Raw genomic sequence first — 15,337 nt, forward strand, 5'->3', positions numbered from 1 at the left:
TCCGTCATCCGAACAGGTCGACGGTGATGTCTCGGATCAGGTCCTCGGCCTCGTCCAGATCGATGGGTTCGATGCTCCAGACGCTCAGGCTGTAGCTGAGCTGACTGACGACCCGGCCCTCACGGACGATGACGTTGACGCGCTGGCTGCTGATTTCGTCATCCGAGTAGGAGATGTCGGCCAGGACGATCACGCTCTCGTCCCCGAAGTCGAGCTGCCGGTCCTGGCTGTCGAAGATCCTGATGGAGTCCGACTCGTACGAGAGCTCGGAGGCATTCTCGACCATCAGCTCGTAGAGGCTGTCGACGTCGCGGGGAACCTCGCCCTCATCGTCCAGTTCCTCCGCGAAGTCGGCGTCGGCCCCCGACATCGGCACGGAACGGCTGTAGGAGAGGCTGGTGCTCTCGTGGTCCCCCAGAGTGACGACCCAGCTGCACCCGTTGTTGTAGGTGTCCGCCTGCCAGGAGAAGATCTCGCCGTCCATCCTGGAAAGCGTGACCTCGTCGACGCCCGCGCAGGGGTCGTCGGTCGGCAGGCCGCCCGCGGCGCTCACCCCGGTGGAGGAACCGTAGGAGGAGGCGAACGCCCAGGTGAGGGAGCCGAGGACGGCGAGGGTGAGACCGGCGGTGAGGGCGACGGTCAGCGCGGTCCTGGGGCGGCGTCCGGCGGTCGGGGACTGCTGACCGGGCGCGCCGGGGTAGCCGGGCTGCTGCGGGGGCGGGCCGGGATGCTGCGGCGGCTGGTTCTGGAACGGCGGCTGGGGCTGGCCCGGCTGCTGGGGTTGGGGCTGCTGAGGCTGCCCCGAGTACTGGGGTTGCCCCGGCTGTTGGGGGTGCTGCTGGGGCTGCTGGGGCTGGCCCGGCGGCTGCTGCGGAAACTGGTTCTGCTGTCCCTGGTGGCCGGAATGGCCGGGTGGGGGCGGCGGGAAGGGCTGTCCCATACGAGAGGGTCCGTCCAGGAGTAGTCGTGACCTGACCCCAGGCATGATCCCACGCGGCTGCCGACAAACCGGGTACCGGTCGCCGTCGTACTGTTCACAGTCGATCGCTGCCGCATCCCGTGTCGGGAGGACGGTCGCGGATCCGGTGAGCGGACGGAACACTCCGTACGCGGAAGCGCCCCGGCCCGGCTGCGGGACCGGACCGGGGCTGGTGTCACAACGCGTTGGCGCGGGGCGTCACGACGTACGGGAGGCTCCCCGCGAAGCCTGGGCCCGGACCCTACAGGGCGCCGACGTTGACGTCGACGCAGACGTAGAAGGCCATCGGGGTGTCCGCGACGTTCCAGCGGGCCAGCACGGTCTGCTCACCGCTGTAGCCGGACAGGTCGACGTCGTGGGAGAAGTTCCACGGCGGCTGCGCACCGCCGTCGTCGAAGCTCTGGATGAGGTTGCCGTCGATGAAGTACTCCCACGTGGCGGTGGAGTGGGCGGCGGTGATGGTCCAGTCGAAGGTGGCCGTGGTGCCGACCGGGGTGACGTCCCAGCCGTAACTGTCGTCGTCCAGCTCGGAGAAGGCCTCGTTGCCTCCGGAGCAGCTCATCAGGCCCTTGGGGCCCTCGACGCTCTGCGGCTCCCACTGGATCGGGCCGCATTCCACGACCCCCGCGGCACACTGGGCCTGCCGGCTGGCCGGGGTGTCGATGTAGCCGTGGGCGTTGGCGGCGCCCGCGGGCATCAGGGTGAAGGCCAGGGCCGTCGCGGCGCCGACGGCCGCGGTGGAGCGGAACTTGCTGCTGATGCTCATGAAGAGAGCCCTTCTTCTGGGTCACGACCTCGGGGGCCGTAGCGGGGTGACCCGGACCGTTTCCGGTCCAGGGCGGGTGGGAGGCGCTCACGGCCGGTTATTTCCGTGAGTCCCGGACTGGGTGCCCGGGAGCGTTCCCGTGGGTTTGGGGAATGTCCGTCCACCCGGTGCCGAAGACGGTAAGGAGGCTGTCACGGGGCGTCAAGACCCCTGTTGCCAGCGGGAAAGGTGTGGCTCCCGTACCAGGGGAAGAGCCCAGTGAACAGGCTGCGGGCACTGGTACTGGTGGGCGCGCTCGGGCTGGTGCGCTTCCGAACTGGTCCGATGGCCAACCCCGCTCGGCACCGGCCTGCCCAGGAAAGGACTAGACCAATAGGTCGACCCTTCGTGTGTCCGGCCAGACCTCACCTGGAGGTAATAATTTCCTTCCCCCTGAGGGTTGCGGGGTTCTGCCGGGGACCTGGCGAAGGCTGGCGCCGCGTCAACGGTGGGGCGTCGAGGGGTCGGCGGCCCGGACGGGTGGAAAACCCGTGGAAGGAACCGGCCGGAAGGTGACAGAACGAACCGGAGAGCCGGGCAGGGAAGAAAGCAGGAGGAAGCACCGCAAACCCGGGTGGGCGCGTCACGGGCGGCGGCCGCGGGCGTTGTCATACGATCCAGACATGGCCCGATCGTCCGACCAATCCGTCCTACGACGGCTCAACTCCGAGGCCAGCCTCCTCGCCGGGGCCGGTTACGCGGTCCTGCTCCAGATCGCCCACCCCAGCGTCGCCCGGGGCGTGGCTGAACACAGCGACTTCGCCGCCCGCCCCCTGGACCGCCTACGCGGCACGCTGTACTTCATCTACGCGACCGCCCAGGGCACCCCGGAGGAGCGCGATCGCGTACACGCGATCGTGCGCGCCATGCACCGCAAGGTGCGCGGGCCCGGTTACAACGCCCTCGACCCCGAGCTCCTGCTGTGGGTGGCCGCGACCCTGTACCGGTCAACGGTGCGCCTGTACGAGCTGACCGTCACCGAACTGACCGAGCAGGAGCATACCGAGTTCCTGAGCGAGGCAGCGGTGTACGCCACGGCTCTCGGTCTACCGCCGGAAAAGTGGCCGCAAACCCCGGAGGAGTTCACGGACTACTGGGAGCGCGCCTACGCGCGCCTGGAGGTAGGGGACGAGGCCAGGCGCCTGACCCGGGATCTCTTCCGCCCGAAGAACCGACTGCTGTGGCCGCTGACCCTGGCCCAACGCTTCCTCAGCGGAGGGCTGCTGGAGCCGGAACTGCGGGAGGCGTTCGGGATCCCGTGGTCGGAGGCGCACCAGCGCGGGTTCGATCGGCTGATGCGGCTCACCCGGGCGGTCTATCCGCGCCTGCCGAAGGGGGTCCGGGGACTTCCCACCGCGATGTACATGCGCTCGCTGCGGAAGAACGGCGGCTGGAAGCCGAGCAGGGCGACGAAGGTCACCGGCTGAACCGGACCACGGTGAGGCGAGGACTCACAGGTTCTTCAGCGCTTCCCGTGCCTGGTCAGCCTCGGGCAGCCCGAGCTCCTCGAAGATCAGAAGTGCGTCGGTAAGCAGATCCCGGGCCCGGTCAGCGGTAACGATCGGTTCCGGGAGCTTCCCCAGCGCGAGCGATGCCCGGGCGACCATGTACCGCTCCTCCCGCTCGGTCGCGGTCACCAGGGCCTTCTCCAGAGTCTCGAGGGCCTCTTCATGGCGAGAGGCAGCAGAGTAAGTGATCCCCAGGTCCGTCAAAATTTCGGCGTCACCACTTCGATTACCGCTCTTACCGGCAAGGTCCAAGGCCGTCTGGTGTTCCGTAATGGCTTCGGAGAACCTCCCACCCGCCCGGTAAGCGACTCCGAGTGAGTTTTGGGCGTAGATCTCCTTCATGCTCTTGCCCTCAGCCATCTCGACAGCTTTATGCAAAGCCTTGTATGCACCTTCGAAATCACCTAGAGCCGTCCTCGCTTCACCAGAGACTCGCATAGCTTGAATCCGACTGGTCTCAAGCCGTTCGTCCGACCCCATGGCCAATAGCCGCTCGCTCATCTCGAGGGCCTCGCGGGACTTTCCTTGAGTCAGATAAAGAGCGGACAGGTTTCCCCGTTGCATCGCCTCAAGCTGTTTGTCTCCCTGGGATACCGCATAGTCCAGGACACCTTCGATGCACTCAACGCATTCTCGGAATCGGCCCATGCGTTCGTAGACAATTCCCAGGTTGGCCAGAGCTCGGATCATCCCGCTCTCATCACCCAGGTCAGCGAGAAGATCCTTTGCTTCGACCAGCAGGGCGAGTGCGCTGTCGAACCTTCCCGACAGGCATTGGGCGATACCCATACCAATCAGCGTGACCGCGCGCCCACGTTGACTTCCCTGCTTCTCGCTGGCACGCAGGGCCTTCTCCTGCGAGGTCAGCAGTAGACCCATGTTGCCGCTTTGCGCATAGAATCGCCACACCGCGTCTGCCATGCGCCAGACCTCTTCCTCGCTCTCTCCCGCGCTGAAGAAGTCGATGACATCGGCAACGTTGTCCTGATGAATGTCAAACCAGGATTCGGCCTCGGATCGATCAAGCAACTCGGTCGTGTAACGCGAGCCACTAATTTGATCGGGATTCCCGTGCGCACGTGGACCCAACAAGTCAGCGGCACGTTGGGCGACGACCATGTACTGGTTGGCCAGTCTCCATCTAGCCTTATCAGACTCTCCCGGCTCCAGGTCCTTCCATCCACGGTAGCGAGAGAAGTCACCTATCAGGTCATGGAGGCGGTAGACGTCACCTTCTGGTTCCTCCAAAAGGCAGACTCCGACGAGTCCCTGGAGAAGATCATCCGCTTCTTCGGGTTCCACATCCAGAAGCGCAGAAGCGCCGTGCAGATCAACTGTGTTCCCGATCATGTCACCGAGGAGAAGAAAAGCACGACGCTGATCCTGGTTGAGGCTCTGGTAGGAGAGGTCGATCGCGGCCTCGACGTTCTGCCCATCCACCTGGAGCTCACGAAAACGCCTGCTCTGCTCACTCAACCGGCGTTCGACGTGGCCAAAAGACCACTTCGGCCGGCTGAGCATTCTCCCAGCCACTACACGAAGAGCCAGAGGGAGCCCGCCACAGATCCGGACCACCCGGAGTGCACGCTCCCGCTCCCGAACGACTCTCTCCTCACCCAACACCTTGGCCAGCAGCTCGAGCGCGGATTCTTCAGCCAACATGCTCAGGGAAATGTAGTCAGTACCACTGAGACCAGCGAGATCGTTCCGAGTCGTGATGAGGGTGAGTGTGCCCTCCGCTGACGGCAGGATGGGGTTCACCTGCGCGTAGCTGACAGCGTTGTCCAGAACCACGAGCAGGCGCTTTCCTCGAAGGGTCGCCCGCCACAGCGCCGAACGCTCGTCCACCGAGTCGGGGAGATTGTCGGAGGACACTCCCACCGCACGCAACAGTGCCCCGAGGGCAGCCCCTTCATCAAGAGGCTTCTTCTCAGCTGTGTAACCGTAGAGGTCGATGAAGAGCTGACCATCTGGGAAGTGGGAGACCAGTTCGTGTCCCGCGCGCACAGCAAGCGTGGTCTTGCCGGAACCACCGCTACCTGAGATGACACAGACCTTGGCCCGTTCATCCTTCGAGGTACCGACGCCGACGAGGTGTTCCAGGGTCTCCCGACGCCCAGCGAAGTCCGGGATATCACGCGGAAGATCGTTACGGACAACGAATACATCCTTCCGGTCAGGGAAGGGGGCGTTGATGCCCTTGGGCGGCGTCAGCTCCGAGGTGTCCGCTCTGAGGATCTGGGTGTGCAACGCCGTGAGGTCCGGATCGGGGTCTACCCCGAGTTCCTCCGCCAGTCGGGAACGAATCTCCTCGTAGGCGGAAAGCGCAGCGGCACGTTCCCCGACATGCCAGAGCGCTGTGATGAAGAGGTGGTGCAACCGCTCCCGGAGCGGTTCCTCACGAGCGATCGGTGTCAGGTAGGAGACCACCTCCGCCGCTCGGCCGAGGGAGAGCGCGCAGGCGGCCCACTCAGCCACAGCGGACCAGCGCTCCTCCAGGAGCGGTGACACCACCGAGTAGTAGAGGTGCTCTGAACCGACTCCGGAGAACGGAACCCCGCGCCAGCACTCAAGCGCCTCGGAGAGTCGGGAAAAGGCGATCTCCGGGTCCTTGGGATCCGCCTCTTCACGCAGTCTGCGAAATCGATGTAGGTCAACGCGCTCGGGGGTGACATCAGCCAGGTACCCGCCGGAGGTGGTGCTGATCATTCCGGGGAACGCTCTGCGCAGGTGGGAGATCTGCACCTGAATAACCGACCGGGCGGTTCGCGGCGGGTCATCGCTCCACAGGTAGCCGATCAGCTGGTCGAAGGTGACCTCTCGCCCAGCGTGCACCAGGAGCACGCCCAGCACACAACGTTGGCGTGGTCCACCGACCGGAAGGGGTCGTCCTTCGGACCACGCGGCAATGGGGCCAAGCACGCCGAAATCCACAAGGAGTAACCCTAGCAAGGCCCGCTCCTGTAAATGGGAATGCCGAAGGGGCCGACAGCGCCGAGTGTCCCCCTCTAAATCGACACTCGGAGCTTCGGCCCCGAGAAGAGAAGTCCTACTTCTCTTCCTTCTCTTCCGGCTTGTCGTCCTGCTCAGCCGGGACGCTCTCCTTGGGGGCCGGCTCCTGGTAAGGGTCCAGCTTCGCCACCGGCGCCACGTCGGCGATGATCGCCTCGAACTGCTCGTCCACGGTCAGCATCTTCGGCACTCGAACTCCTTTACGTACAGCACTCGCGTAGAGCCGCAATGTAGCCCTACGTCGTCTACGAAGCATCATGGGGGACTCACCGCCTTCCGGCGGAACGGCCATCCGCGGCGCTTCCGCCATGGGTACACCACGGATGGCATGTGTCCGACAGACGCCGAACCCTCTTGGGAGCTGCGAGCCGTCCTCACGCAGCTACCGGCCCGGCGAACGTGCTTCACACTAGAGAGATCTTCTTGTGCTGCGCTTTCAACCGGCTTTCAATGGAAGCGAAAAACCCAAGGTCACACCACCGCTACCCATTGTTCACCCAATCGCGCCCTGGGAGCTTTCCCATGAGCCGATGAACACTTCGAGTCACCGAGTGAACACGATTCGCCGCATTTTCGCCCCGCGGTCGAGTTCCCCGAAAACGGAAGTGGCGGTTTTACGCGAAACCTTGAAACCGGGGAAACCGCGCGGACCGATCACCACACCTACCCCGCTGACAACGGGTTGAACATCTCCGTCTTCCCCACCCCGCAGAAGACACTGCCAGAAACCTCTCGGGGCACCCGGAACCGGGCACCGAAACACCCCGCGAACTGCGCTTTCGCTGGCCTCTTCCGGCCACCTTCGGGGATACGGGGTGATATCAGGGTGATTGATCCCCTTTACCTCTAGAATCTCACCTCGTGGTCCACCATGCCCTCCCTGAAGAGGCCCCCAGCCGGTCCTGGTTCCCACGGGACCCGTACGCGCGCTTCGCGCTCGTGTCGTGCGCCGCCGCGGCGGCTGCGGTCGCCCTCCTCGGAGTGACCCTGCTCGGCGGGCTCGAACCCGCGGACGCGCGGACCGGCTCCCAGCCGCCGGAGACCGAACTGGACAGCGGTCGCTACAAGATCACACCGATCGGGGCCGCGGTGGCCGAGGGGGACTTCGCCACCGAGGTCCAGGTCCGGGTCGACATCGAGAACAGCGACTCCGACCCGATCCCCTTCTTCGACATCGGGAGCACCTCCCAACTGACCCTCCAGCCCGGCGGCACCGAACTGACATCCCCCTCACTCCGCTTCCTGCGGTACCCGTCCCGCGACGTGATCGACCTCCAGCCGCACATGCCCGAGGAGGCCCTCCTGGCCTGGGCCGTGGAGAACCCCGGCGACCTCGACGGCACGGCCGAGGTGCTCCTGACGGTGCACAAGGCGGAGAAGATCCAGGGCAGCGGCGGCACCGAGCCCCTGTGGGTCCGAGGCGACAAGGTGGTCGGCTCCGTGCTGCTGCCCCTGGGAGAGGGCTGACATGCCCCCTCGCACCCGCAACACCCCGCTCCGGTTCGCGCTCTGCCTGGCCCTGGTCGTGGCGACCCTCGCCCTCCATCGGTTCCAGGTCGCCGACCACGACATCGTCGGACCCATCACCACCTCCGGTGAGCGCGACGAAGAGGTGGCCACGGACGACTTCACCGTCGAGGTGACCGACGTGCGGCTGGCCGACACCGTCGTCGACACCGCACGTCTGGACCCCGAACCGGTCGAGGCCAACGGGGTGTGGGTCGTCGTGGAGGCGCGCGTCACCGCGACGCACTCCCCCATCAACGCCACCCGGGTCGCGTTGGAGACCGCCGACGGCACGACCTACTCGGCGTCGACCTGGTTCCAGAGCTCCCTGAACGGCTCCACCCGGTTCTCCACGGCCATGACCACCCAAGGCGTGTTCGTCTTCGAGGCCCCCGAGGACCGGTTGGACTCCCCCGCCCTGGTGCTCACCAACACGAACAGGTCCGGGTCGCGCCTGGCCGCGCAGGCCTCCGTCGACCTCGGGGTCGACGCCGACGACCTGAAGGGGGAACGCGGTGAGGTCGAGCTGACCGAACCCGAGACCCGAACGGGGGAGAGCTCCGATGCACCCGCCTGACCCCCGTGACCCGCGGCGCCGCCCGCCCCGACCCGGACCGGACCAGGACCCGCGGTGGCCGGCCCCCGGCAACCCGGGGCAGCAGCCGGGCCCGCAGTGGCCGGGATACCGGCAGCCGCCCGGCCCCCAGCAGGGGCCGGTTCCCCCGGACCGTGCGTTCCCGCCGAACGGCCCCGGAACCCCGGACCGCCGTGATCCGGCGCCTCCCCGCGCGCGGAGACCGACCCCATCCCCGGAGCAGGGGCCGGCCCCGCAGCACGCTCAGGGCCCCGTTCCGCCGCCCGGACAGGGACCATGGCCCGCCGGACGGCCGGGCCCGCCCGAACCGCGACCGCCAGCTGTTCCGCCGCCCGCCCCCGACAGGGGCAGACCCCGGCACGCGCGCCCCCTGTGGAAGGACCTCAAGCTCCCCTACGCGGCGGCGCTGCTGGTCCTGCTACCCCTCGCGCTCGGCGTCCCGTACTGGACCGAGGCCGCGCTCACCGCCGAGCGCGGATGGATCGTGCCCGATCCGCAGCCGGTCGCGGCGGGCGAGACCGTCGAACTCGCCGGAAGCGAGTGGTACGTGACCGGGTACGGCCTGAGCACCTTCGCTGAGGACTCCGACCTGGCGGGCATGGCCGCGATCGACGTCGGTTTCCACGTCATCCCCGGCGACGACCGGGCGAGCGAACTGCTGGAGAACCAGTGCCGGTTCCGCGCGGTGGACGGGCAGGGACGGTCCTGGGAGCCCACCACCGAGTTCTCGTCGCGTGACACCGGAGACCTCGACCCCGGAAACATCATGTCCGGTTGCAGGAACGCCGACTCCGAACCGATCACCCCCGGAGAGGACCAGCTGCTGATCGTGACGTTCAAGGTCCCCGCCGACGTGGTGGAGGAGCTGCGCTACGAGGTGCGTGTCGCCACCCGGCCGGAACCGGACGCGCCCAGCCCCGCGGCACTGCTGTTCTCCGCCGACGAGTTGGGCGGAGGGGACTGATCCGGCGGAGAAGTCGGCTCAGTGGCGGCGTGCCGAACGGCTGAGCACGTGCGTGACGGCCGTGCGCGCCCGTCGCCCGCCAGAACCCTCGTCGACCTTGCGCAGGGCGATCTCGAAGGCCGCCGCGAGCAGGCAGACGCGCAGCAGCTCCCGGGCGGCCTCGACGAGGAAGTCGATCGGCCCCAGCCACAGCCACCAGTCGGCCAGGAAGTCCCCCGGGCCGCCGATCACGAACACCAGCCGGTGCAGCTGGCTGAACCCGACCTCGACGAGCGTGTAGAGGAAGGCGAAGGTCAGGTAGAAGACCGGCCCGACCGTGAGGACGAACCGGAAGGCGTTCAGGAACGGTGTGTACTTGTCCATCAGGTCCTGCCCGCCCGCCCGGCCGAAGCCGCGGCTGAACCGGCTGAACCGGCTGAGCGCCTGGCCGAGCTGGGACCTGCGGTGCCGCTCGAACAGCACCGCGTCCTCGTCGATCTCGGCGCGGTAGACGACCGCGGCGATGGTCAGCCACAGCAGCGGGGCCAGCAGGCTCGCCTTGACCGCCGCCCACAGGGACGCCAGCATTCCGAGCAGCGCCACGTACACGTCGACGTCCGTGAAGCCGACGAGGCCCCCTGCCCAGTTGAATGTGAGGCTGAGGGCTTCCTGGGCCTGGACCCAGACCTCCCGCCCCTTCACCCACGCCTCCACGCGGTTCAGCGCGACACCGATGGAGAACACCAACATGAACATCCACACGGCCTCGAACAGCGCCGTGAGCACGCCCAGCACACCGTTCCTGCTCTTACGGTAGAAGAACTCGCACACCCGGCGCAGCAGCCACGCGACCAGCGCGACCACCAGTGGCAGCCCCACCGCGTTCACCTCGTGCGGTGCCGCGAAGGATTCGAGGCCGCCGTCGTTGAGCAGTCCGACGCTGTAGGTCTCGAACTCCTCGCCGATCAGGCCCCAGGCGCTGTAGAAGACCAGGAACGGCAGGATCGCCAGGACCACCCCGTCCACCACGCGCCGCTCCCGCTGCGCCATCGTGGTGCGGCCCTTCGAGCCGGGGTCGTTGCTCAGTTCCGCGTCGACCAGTTGGAGGCTGGGCCTGACCAGGTGGAACATGACGATGGTGGTGGCGAGGGTGACCAGCAAGGTCAGGCCGAGCCCGGCCAGGCCGATCGCCTGGTGCACACCGGCGACCTGGACCAGCCCGCGCATGAGCCACCAGTGCACCATGTACCCGATGCTGTAGGCGCACAGCAGAGGAGCCCAGTACCGTCCGAGGAGGACGAGGGTGTACGCGGGCAGGATCGCCGTGGAAGAGGTCGTGCGAGCCATAGGTTCAAGAGATTAGCGGGAATGATTTCCACGCATTCCCGTTGTCCACAGGCTGTGGACGGGCGAAGGTGTGATCGTCGGACACGAGCGACCGCTCTGGTTGGAGGGCTTGATGCAGGAGGGCGACGGAAACGGCTGGGTGGAACTGCCCGACGGCTCCCGGAGGTGGGGGCTGTACGGTGCTGCCGGGTTGCTGTTGTACGCCACCGACATGGCCGGTTCCGGTCACGTGCTGCTCCAGCACCGCGCGGGCTGGACGCACATGGGCGACACCTGGGGCATCCCCGGCGGGGCCCGCAACCGGGACGAGACCCCGTTGGAGGCCGCCGTACGCGAGTTCCGCGAGGAGGTCTCCGGCGACCTCGACGACTACACGGTCCTGGGCAGCCACGAACAGGACCTGACGGTGTGGCGCTACGACACGTTCCTGCTGCGCGTGCCGACCCTGACCCCGTTCCGTCCCGGGAACTCCGAGAGCGAGGAGATCCGGTGGGTCGGGGTGGAGCAGGCCGAGGCCCTTCCCCTGCTGCCCGCCTTCCGCACCGCCTGGCCCCACCTGCGGGACGGCCTCGGTTCGGCGACGGTCAGCGGCGATCTGCTGTGATCGGCAGCGGGTCGGGGGTTCTCGGCCCGTAGGGGACCGACGGCGCGGGCTTCCATGAGTCCCGCCGTACGGGCACTTCCGGATCGGGATGAGCGTTGGTACCGACAGGGGCAGCGCTCGCACCCGTCTGAGATGATTGGTGTCGGCTTCGCCCGCTGGGTGAGGTGCCAGGGCACCGTCTCAGGGGTAAAACCAGGGACGGGCCCTGATGTGCTGGCCGCCCCGGCCCTGCATGCTGTAGGGAACGGCCCTGCGAAGAGCGGGAGCCACGCGATTCGACTGGAGCTGTGAACATGACGCTGGAGCGCGGTAACGCATTCACTCCCGTCGCCTCGGCGGCGATGATCTGGCCGTGGGGGCCGTCCGTGGTCGGCGGCACCGTAGCCGGTGCGCTCTCCTTCCTGGCCAACTTCGGCCTGGCCGGTGTACCCGTCGCGGTCACCACCGGCATCTTCTTCTTCGCCCTGATCGGCGGAATCGGCGGCGTGATCAGCAAGAAGAGCGACCGCCGCGGCCGCCGCTGGGCGGCCACCTACCCGTTCCGCTACGCGGCCGCCCCGGCCATGATCGGCGGTGGGGCCGCCGCTATCGTGAGCTACATCGTGAGCGTTGTCACCAGCTTCGCGATCTTCAGCGGGATTTTCGGCGGTCTCTGGACGGGACTCGGTGTGGGCCTGACCCTGTGGGTCATCATCGGTGTCGTGGCCGCGGTCGCCGGAAACAAGAAGTAGGGGCTTTCGGGTGGTGGTTCTGCGCCACCGTGATGAAGGTGGGGAACAGAAGGGCCTAGGCTCGATGTTTTCCGCCAAGGAGCGGATGGACCACACCTCACCTACGGGAGACAACCGGCGCCGATGACTGAAGCTGCTCGTCAGAAGATGGTCGAGCGGGTCCGAGGGCTCCTTCGCATGGCGGAGGACCCCTCGGTCACTGATGCCGAGAGCCAGGCGTTCACCGCCAAGGCCGCCGAGCTGATGACCCGCCACGCGATCGCCGAGGCCGAGGCCCGCGCCGAAAGGGGCGAGGAACCGGACGCGATCAGCCGCATGGACTACACCGTCGCGGGTGTGGGCGGCCACGGCAAGGCCCGGGTCAAGGCCCTGGCCGACATCGCCGCCGCCTACGGCTGCCAGTCGGCGGTGCGCGGAAACAACTCCGAGAACACCGAACGCACCATCATCCTGGTGGGGACGGTCAGCGCTCTGGAGGCGCTGCGGATGCTCATGCCGTCGATCTCCATGCAGATGGAGGCCTCGGCCAAGTTCATGAGTTCGGCGCACGTCACCGATATCCGGGAACTGCGCAACTACACGCGGTCCGAACTGGAGACCGAGCGCAAGCGCTACTACCGGTCGTTCGTGCGTGCCTACGGGCAGGCGGTGGCAGAACGCATTCGTGAGTTCCGGGCACGGCTCCAGGAAATGGCCACCCATGACGGAGAGTCAGGGGTCACTGAGGGTAGCGGTCAGAACGGTTCGGTACGTGGCGCGGAGTTGGTTCTCCGGGACGACGTGAACCGGGTGAACGAAGAGTTCCACAAGCAATTCCCACAGTTGCGCAAACACCGCCCCGAGCGCACCCACAGCGCCGCCGGGTACCGCGCCGGATACCGCCGCGGACGCCAGGCTGAGCTGGGTCTGGAGACCCCGGTGACCAGCGGACGGGCCTCCACTCTGGCCGAGGGCGAATAGCTCTTCACCACGAGTTATCCACAGGCTGTGCACAGTTTCCACAGGCACACCGTTTTCCCATGTCAAAGCGGAAATACGAGTCGATTCGAGAGGGTGTTCGGGTCTCTGAGAGGGTCGATCACCCGGGGTTATCCACAGGCCGAGGAAGAAGCCTGTGGATAACCTGTGGACAGTCCTGTGGAGAACTTTCCCAAGAGCAGTAAAACCGCTGGTCAAGTAACCCGCAGTGGTTGGACGAGGTAGCGGAAAGTGGGCTCCTCGCCCTCCTTCGACGGAACGTCGGTGAACACGGCGGGTTTGATCGGCTCGGTGAAGTTCAGGTAGGCGGTGTCGGACTCCACCGCGCCCAGCCCGTCCACCAGGTAGTCGGGGCGGAAGGCCACCCGGATCGGGTCCCCCTGGTAGCCCACCTCGATGGCCTCCACGGCCTGGGCGTCATCCCCGGAACCGGCCTCCAACACCACCTCACCCTCCGTGAAGGCGAGCCGGAGCGGCGTGTTTCGGTCCGCCACCAAAGCGACCCGTTTGATCGCCTCCACCAATGGCGAGACCGCGACCTCGGCCCGCCCGGAGAACTCGGTGGGAAACCAGGTGGCGTACTTGATGAAGTCGCTGTCGATCAGCCGGGTGGTGGTCCGGCGCTCGCCGTTCTCGAAGCCGATCATGCCCTCGCCCGGCGAGAGGCTGACCCCCTCGCCCAGCGGGACGGTGGACAGGGCGATGTCCACGTTGCTCTGGTTGATCAGCCCGCGAACCGTGTTGGCCAGGGTGCGCGCGGGCACGAGCGCGGCGACGTCGATCCCGGGGTCCTCCGGGCGCCACCAGAGCTCGCGGACCGCGATGCGGTAGCGGTCGGTGGCCACCACCTTCAGGGTGTCGCCGGAGAAGTCGAGGTAGGCGCCGGTGAGCATCGGCAGGGTGTCGTCCCGACTGGCGGCGGGGGCCACCTGGCGCACCGCCGTGGTGAAGGCGTCCGCGGGGACGGAACCGATCTTCCCCGGCATCCCGGGCAGGCTCGGGTAGTCCTCCAGCGGCATGGTGATCAGGGTGAACTTGGCGGCCCCGGCGCTGATCAGCACCTTGGGGCCGTCGGTGTCGATGTACACCGTGCCCGAGGGGAGATTGTTGACGATCTCGGCCAGCAGACGCCCGGGGACCAGCAGGGCACCGGGCTCCTCCGACAGCACCTCCACCGAGGCCCGGGTGGAGACCTCGTAGTCGAAACCGGACAGGTGCAGGGAGTCCCCGTCCGCGGAGACCTCCATCCGCATCCCCGCGAGAACGGGGACGGCGTGCCTGGCCGGCAGGGCGCGAGCGGTCCATGCGACCGCCTCCGCGAACGCGTCTCGATCCACTCGAAGTCGCACTGGACTGCCTTCCGCTCGACCTGTTTCCCTCTGGGTCAACGTACCCAGCGGTACCGACAATCGGCAGGGCCTGACCGGATCAGGCCCCGGACACACGAAGGCCCTGGTCAGACGTGCGGAAGAGGTGTCTGACCAGGGCCGGTTCCGGGAGTTACCGGGCCCGGAGGAGGACTACTTCCTGTTCGGGCGCAGCGTCCAGAGAACGGTCATCTTGCCGGTCACGGTGCCGTCGTCGGTGCGCAGCTCGATGTCGACGGGGAACTCGGGGCGCTTACCCTCGTCCAGCTCGGCGACGACCTCCTCACGCGAACGGCCCAGGGTGGCCTCGGCGGTGACGTCACCCATGGCGAGCTTGAGGTAGCGGATCTCGGCGTTGACGGCCAGCGGCACGGCACGCTCCAGCTGATCGCCGAAGGTGCCGATCACGATGGCACCCGAGGCGGACTCGGCCAGCGTGAACATGGCGCCCGCGTGCGGACCGCCCACGTGGTTGTGGTGGTCGGCGTTGTCGGGCAGCCGCATGACGGCACGCCCGTGGTCCAGGTCGGTGAAGGTCACACCCAGCGTGCGCGCGAACGGCACCGAGGCCAGGAACCCGGACTTGACCATCTCCGCCGTCTCGGCGTCCATTTTCGTCATGCCCCCAGGTTACTCACGAGTAACCCACCTGCGCCACCCGGACGCTCCCCGGATGTGAAAACCCCGAACATCCCCGCGAACCCGTCCCGGCCGTGAGCTACCATGTCTGGCGGAGAGTCACACTCTCCCCGGGAGGGTTCGCATAGCGGCCGAGTGCAGTGCTCTTGAAAAGCACCAAGTCCTTGACGGGGCTTCATGGGTTCAAATCCCATACCCTCCGCAGAATCCGGGAGTTTGCCCAGGTGGGAGACTTCCACCGAACACGGCGAAGGCCGGTGGTCCCGGGCCGGTGCACATTCAGTGCACACGGTCCGCAGGCCACCGGCCTTCGGTGTATCCGG

Annotated in this window: 14 protein-coding genes and 1 tRNA gene; 8 read left to right on the forward strand and 7 right to left on the reverse strand. The window is 67.0% G+C overall.

Annotation, left to right across the window (positions count from 1 at the left end):
• Positions 1–4: 4 nt before the first annotated feature.
• Together NE857_RS00195 and NE857_RS00200 are read right to left on the reverse strand one after the other, a co-directional pair.
• Entirely contained in the window at positions 5–940 is a 936-nt protein-coding gene (locus tag NE857_RS00195; RefSeq protein ID WP_254419263.1) for a hypothetical protein, read from the reverse strand.
• 280 nt (positions 941–1,220) lie between these two features.
• Positions 1,221–1,745: a lytic polysaccharide monooxygenase auxiliary activity family 9 protein gene (locus NE857_RS00200; RefSeq protein WP_254419264.1), complete on the reverse strand. Its 525-nt coding sequence runs from the start codon at positions 1,743–1,745 to the stop codon at positions 1,221–1,223.
• A gap of 662 nt (positions 1,746–2,407) precedes the next feature.
• On the opposite strand from NE857_RS00200, the gene NE857_RS00205 reads away from it, so the two are divergent.
• The gene (locus NE857_RS00205; RefSeq protein ID WP_254419265.1) at positions 2,408–3,211 is read left to right on the forward strand and encodes an oxygenase MpaB family protein; all 804 of its coding nucleotides are present in this window, start codon (positions 2,408–2,410) and stop codon (positions 3,209–3,211) included.
• Between the two features lie 24 nt (positions 3,212–3,235).
• Here NE857_RS00205 and NE857_RS00210 read toward each other — a convergent pair whose 3' ends face one another.
• Positions 3,236–6,136 carry an AfsR/SARP family transcriptional regulator gene (locus NE857_RS00210; protein WP_344012540.1) on the reverse strand — a complete coding sequence of 967 codons (2,901 nt, stop codon included), beginning with the start codon at positions 6,134–6,136 and terminating at the stop codon, positions 3,236–3,238.
• Between the two features lie 205 nt (positions 6,137–6,341).
• Positions 6,342–6,494 carry a hypothetical protein gene (locus NE857_RS00215; RefSeq protein WP_254419266.1) on the reverse strand — a complete coding sequence of 51 codons (153 nt, stop codon included), beginning with the start codon at positions 6,492–6,494 and terminating at the stop codon, positions 6,342–6,344.
• 671 nt (positions 6,495–7,165) lie between these two features.
• Here NE857_RS00215 and NE857_RS00220 point away from each other — a divergent pair.
• Genes NE857_RS00220 through NE857_RS00230 form a run of 3 tightly spaced genes read left to right on the forward strand, consistent with a single transcriptional unit; the run spans position 7,166 to position 9,369 of the window.
• Positions 7,166–7,771, forward strand: coding sequence for a hypothetical protein (locus NE857_RS00220; RefSeq protein ID WP_254419267.1), 606 nt, complete (start codon positions 7,166–7,168; stop codon positions 7,769–7,771).
• A gap of 1 nt (position 7,772) precedes the next feature.
• On the forward strand, positions 7,773–8,387 hold the full coding sequence (locus tag NE857_RS00225; protein ID WP_254419268.1) for a hypothetical protein: 615 nt from the start codon (positions 7,773–7,775) through the stop codon (positions 8,385–8,387).
• Positions 8,374–9,369, forward strand: coding sequence for a hypothetical protein (locus tag NE857_RS00230; protein ID WP_254419269.1), 996 nt, complete (start codon positions 8,374–8,376; stop codon positions 9,367–9,369). The genes NE857_RS00225 and NE857_RS00230 overlap by 14 nt, the downstream gene beginning before the upstream one ends.
• 18 nt (positions 9,370–9,387) lie before the next feature.
• On the opposite strand, the gene NE857_RS00235 is transcribed toward NE857_RS00230, so the two are convergent.
• Positions 9,388–10,695: a hypothetical protein gene (locus NE857_RS00235; protein WP_254419270.1), complete on the reverse strand. Its 1,308-nt coding sequence runs from the start codon at positions 10,693–10,695 to the stop codon at positions 9,388–9,390.
• Between the two features lie 112 nt (positions 10,696–10,807).
• Between NE857_RS00235 and NE857_RS00240 the strand changes: the two genes are divergently transcribed.
• From NE857_RS00240 to NE857_RS00250, 3 genes are all read left to right on the forward strand, one after another.
• On the forward strand, positions 10,808–11,299 hold the full coding sequence (locus tag NE857_RS00240; protein WP_026117086.1) for an NUDIX hydrolase: 492 nt from the start codon (positions 10,808–10,810) through the stop codon (positions 11,297–11,299).
• Between the two features lie 293 nt (positions 11,300–11,592).
• Complete coding sequence (locus NE857_RS00245) at positions 11,593–12,030, forward strand: membrane protein (protein ID WP_026117087.1); 438 nt, start codon at positions 11,593–11,595, stop codon at positions 12,028–12,030.
• 147 nt (positions 12,031–12,177) lie between these two features.
• A complete protein-coding gene (locus NE857_RS00250; RefSeq protein WP_254421823.1) occupies positions 12,178–12,990 on the forward strand; it encodes a DUF2786 domain-containing protein in 813 nt (270 codons plus the stop codon).
• 212 nt (positions 12,991–13,202) lie between these two features.
• Here NE857_RS00250 and dnaN read toward each other — a convergent pair whose 3' ends face one another.
• Positions 13,203–14,345, reverse strand: coding sequence for a DNA polymerase III subunit beta (gene dnaN / locus NE857_RS00255; protein ID WP_254419271.1), 1,143 nt, complete (start codon positions 14,343–14,345; stop codon positions 13,203–13,205).
• A 183-nt stretch (positions 14,346–14,528) separates the two neighbouring features.
• Positions 14,529–14,987: a DUF4442 domain-containing protein gene (locus NE857_RS00260; protein ID WP_184372589.1), complete on the reverse strand. Its 459-nt coding sequence runs from the start codon at positions 14,985–14,987 to the stop codon at positions 14,529–14,531.
• A gap of 140 nt (positions 14,988–15,127) precedes the next feature.
• On the opposite strand from NE857_RS00260, the gene NE857_RS00265 reads away from it, so the two are divergent.
• Positions 15,128–15,216: transfer RNA gene (locus tag NE857_RS00265), tRNA-Ser, on the forward strand.
• Positions 15,217–15,337 lie beyond the last annotated feature (121 nt).

The sequence above is a fragment of the Nocardiopsis exhalans genome, from assembly GCF_024134545.1.
Taxonomy (GTDB): Bacteria; Actinomycetota; Actinomycetes; order Streptosporangiales; family Streptosporangiaceae; genus Nocardiopsis; species Nocardiopsis exhalans.

Coding starts and splice junctions, on each gene's coding strand:
- NE857_RS00240 (WP_026117086.1), top strand. CDS start 10,808: ATGCAGGAGGGCGACGGAAACGGCTGGGTGGAACTGCCCGACGGCTCC.
- NE857_RS00230 (WP_254419269.1), top strand. CDS start 8,374: ATGCACCCGCCTGACCCCCGTGACCCGCGGCGCCGCCCGCCCCGACCC.
- NE857_RS00205 (WP_254419265.1), top strand. CDS start 2,408: ATGGCCCGATCGTCCGACCAATCCGTCCTACGACGGCTCAACTCCGAG.
- NE857_RS00245 (WP_026117087.1), top strand. CDS start 11,593: ATGACGCTGGAGCGCGGTAACGCATTCACTCCCGTCGCCTCGGCGGCG.
- NE857_RS00260 (WP_184372589.1), bottom strand. CDS start 14,987: ATGGACGCCGAGACGGCGGAGATGGTCAAGTCCGGGTTCCTGGCCTCG.
- NE857_RS00200 (WP_254419264.1), bottom strand. CDS start 1,745: ATGAGCATCAGCAGCAAGTTCCGCTCCACCGCGGCCGTCGGCGCCGCG.
- NE857_RS00225 (WP_254419268.1), top strand. CDS start 7,773: ATGCCCCCTCGCACCCGCAACACCCCGCTCCGGTTCGCGCTCTGCCTG.
- NE857_RS00235 (WP_254419270.1), bottom strand. CDS start 10,695: ATGGCTCGCACGACCTCTTCCACGGCGATCCTGCCCGCGTACACCCTC.
- NE857_RS00195 (WP_254419263.1), bottom strand. CDS start 940: ATGGGACAGCCCTTCCCGCCGCCCCCACCCGGCCATTCCGGCCACCAG.
- NE857_RS00250 (WP_254421823.1), top strand. CDS start 12,178: ATGGTCGAGCGGGTCCGAGGGCTCCTTCGCATGGCGGAGGACCCCTCG.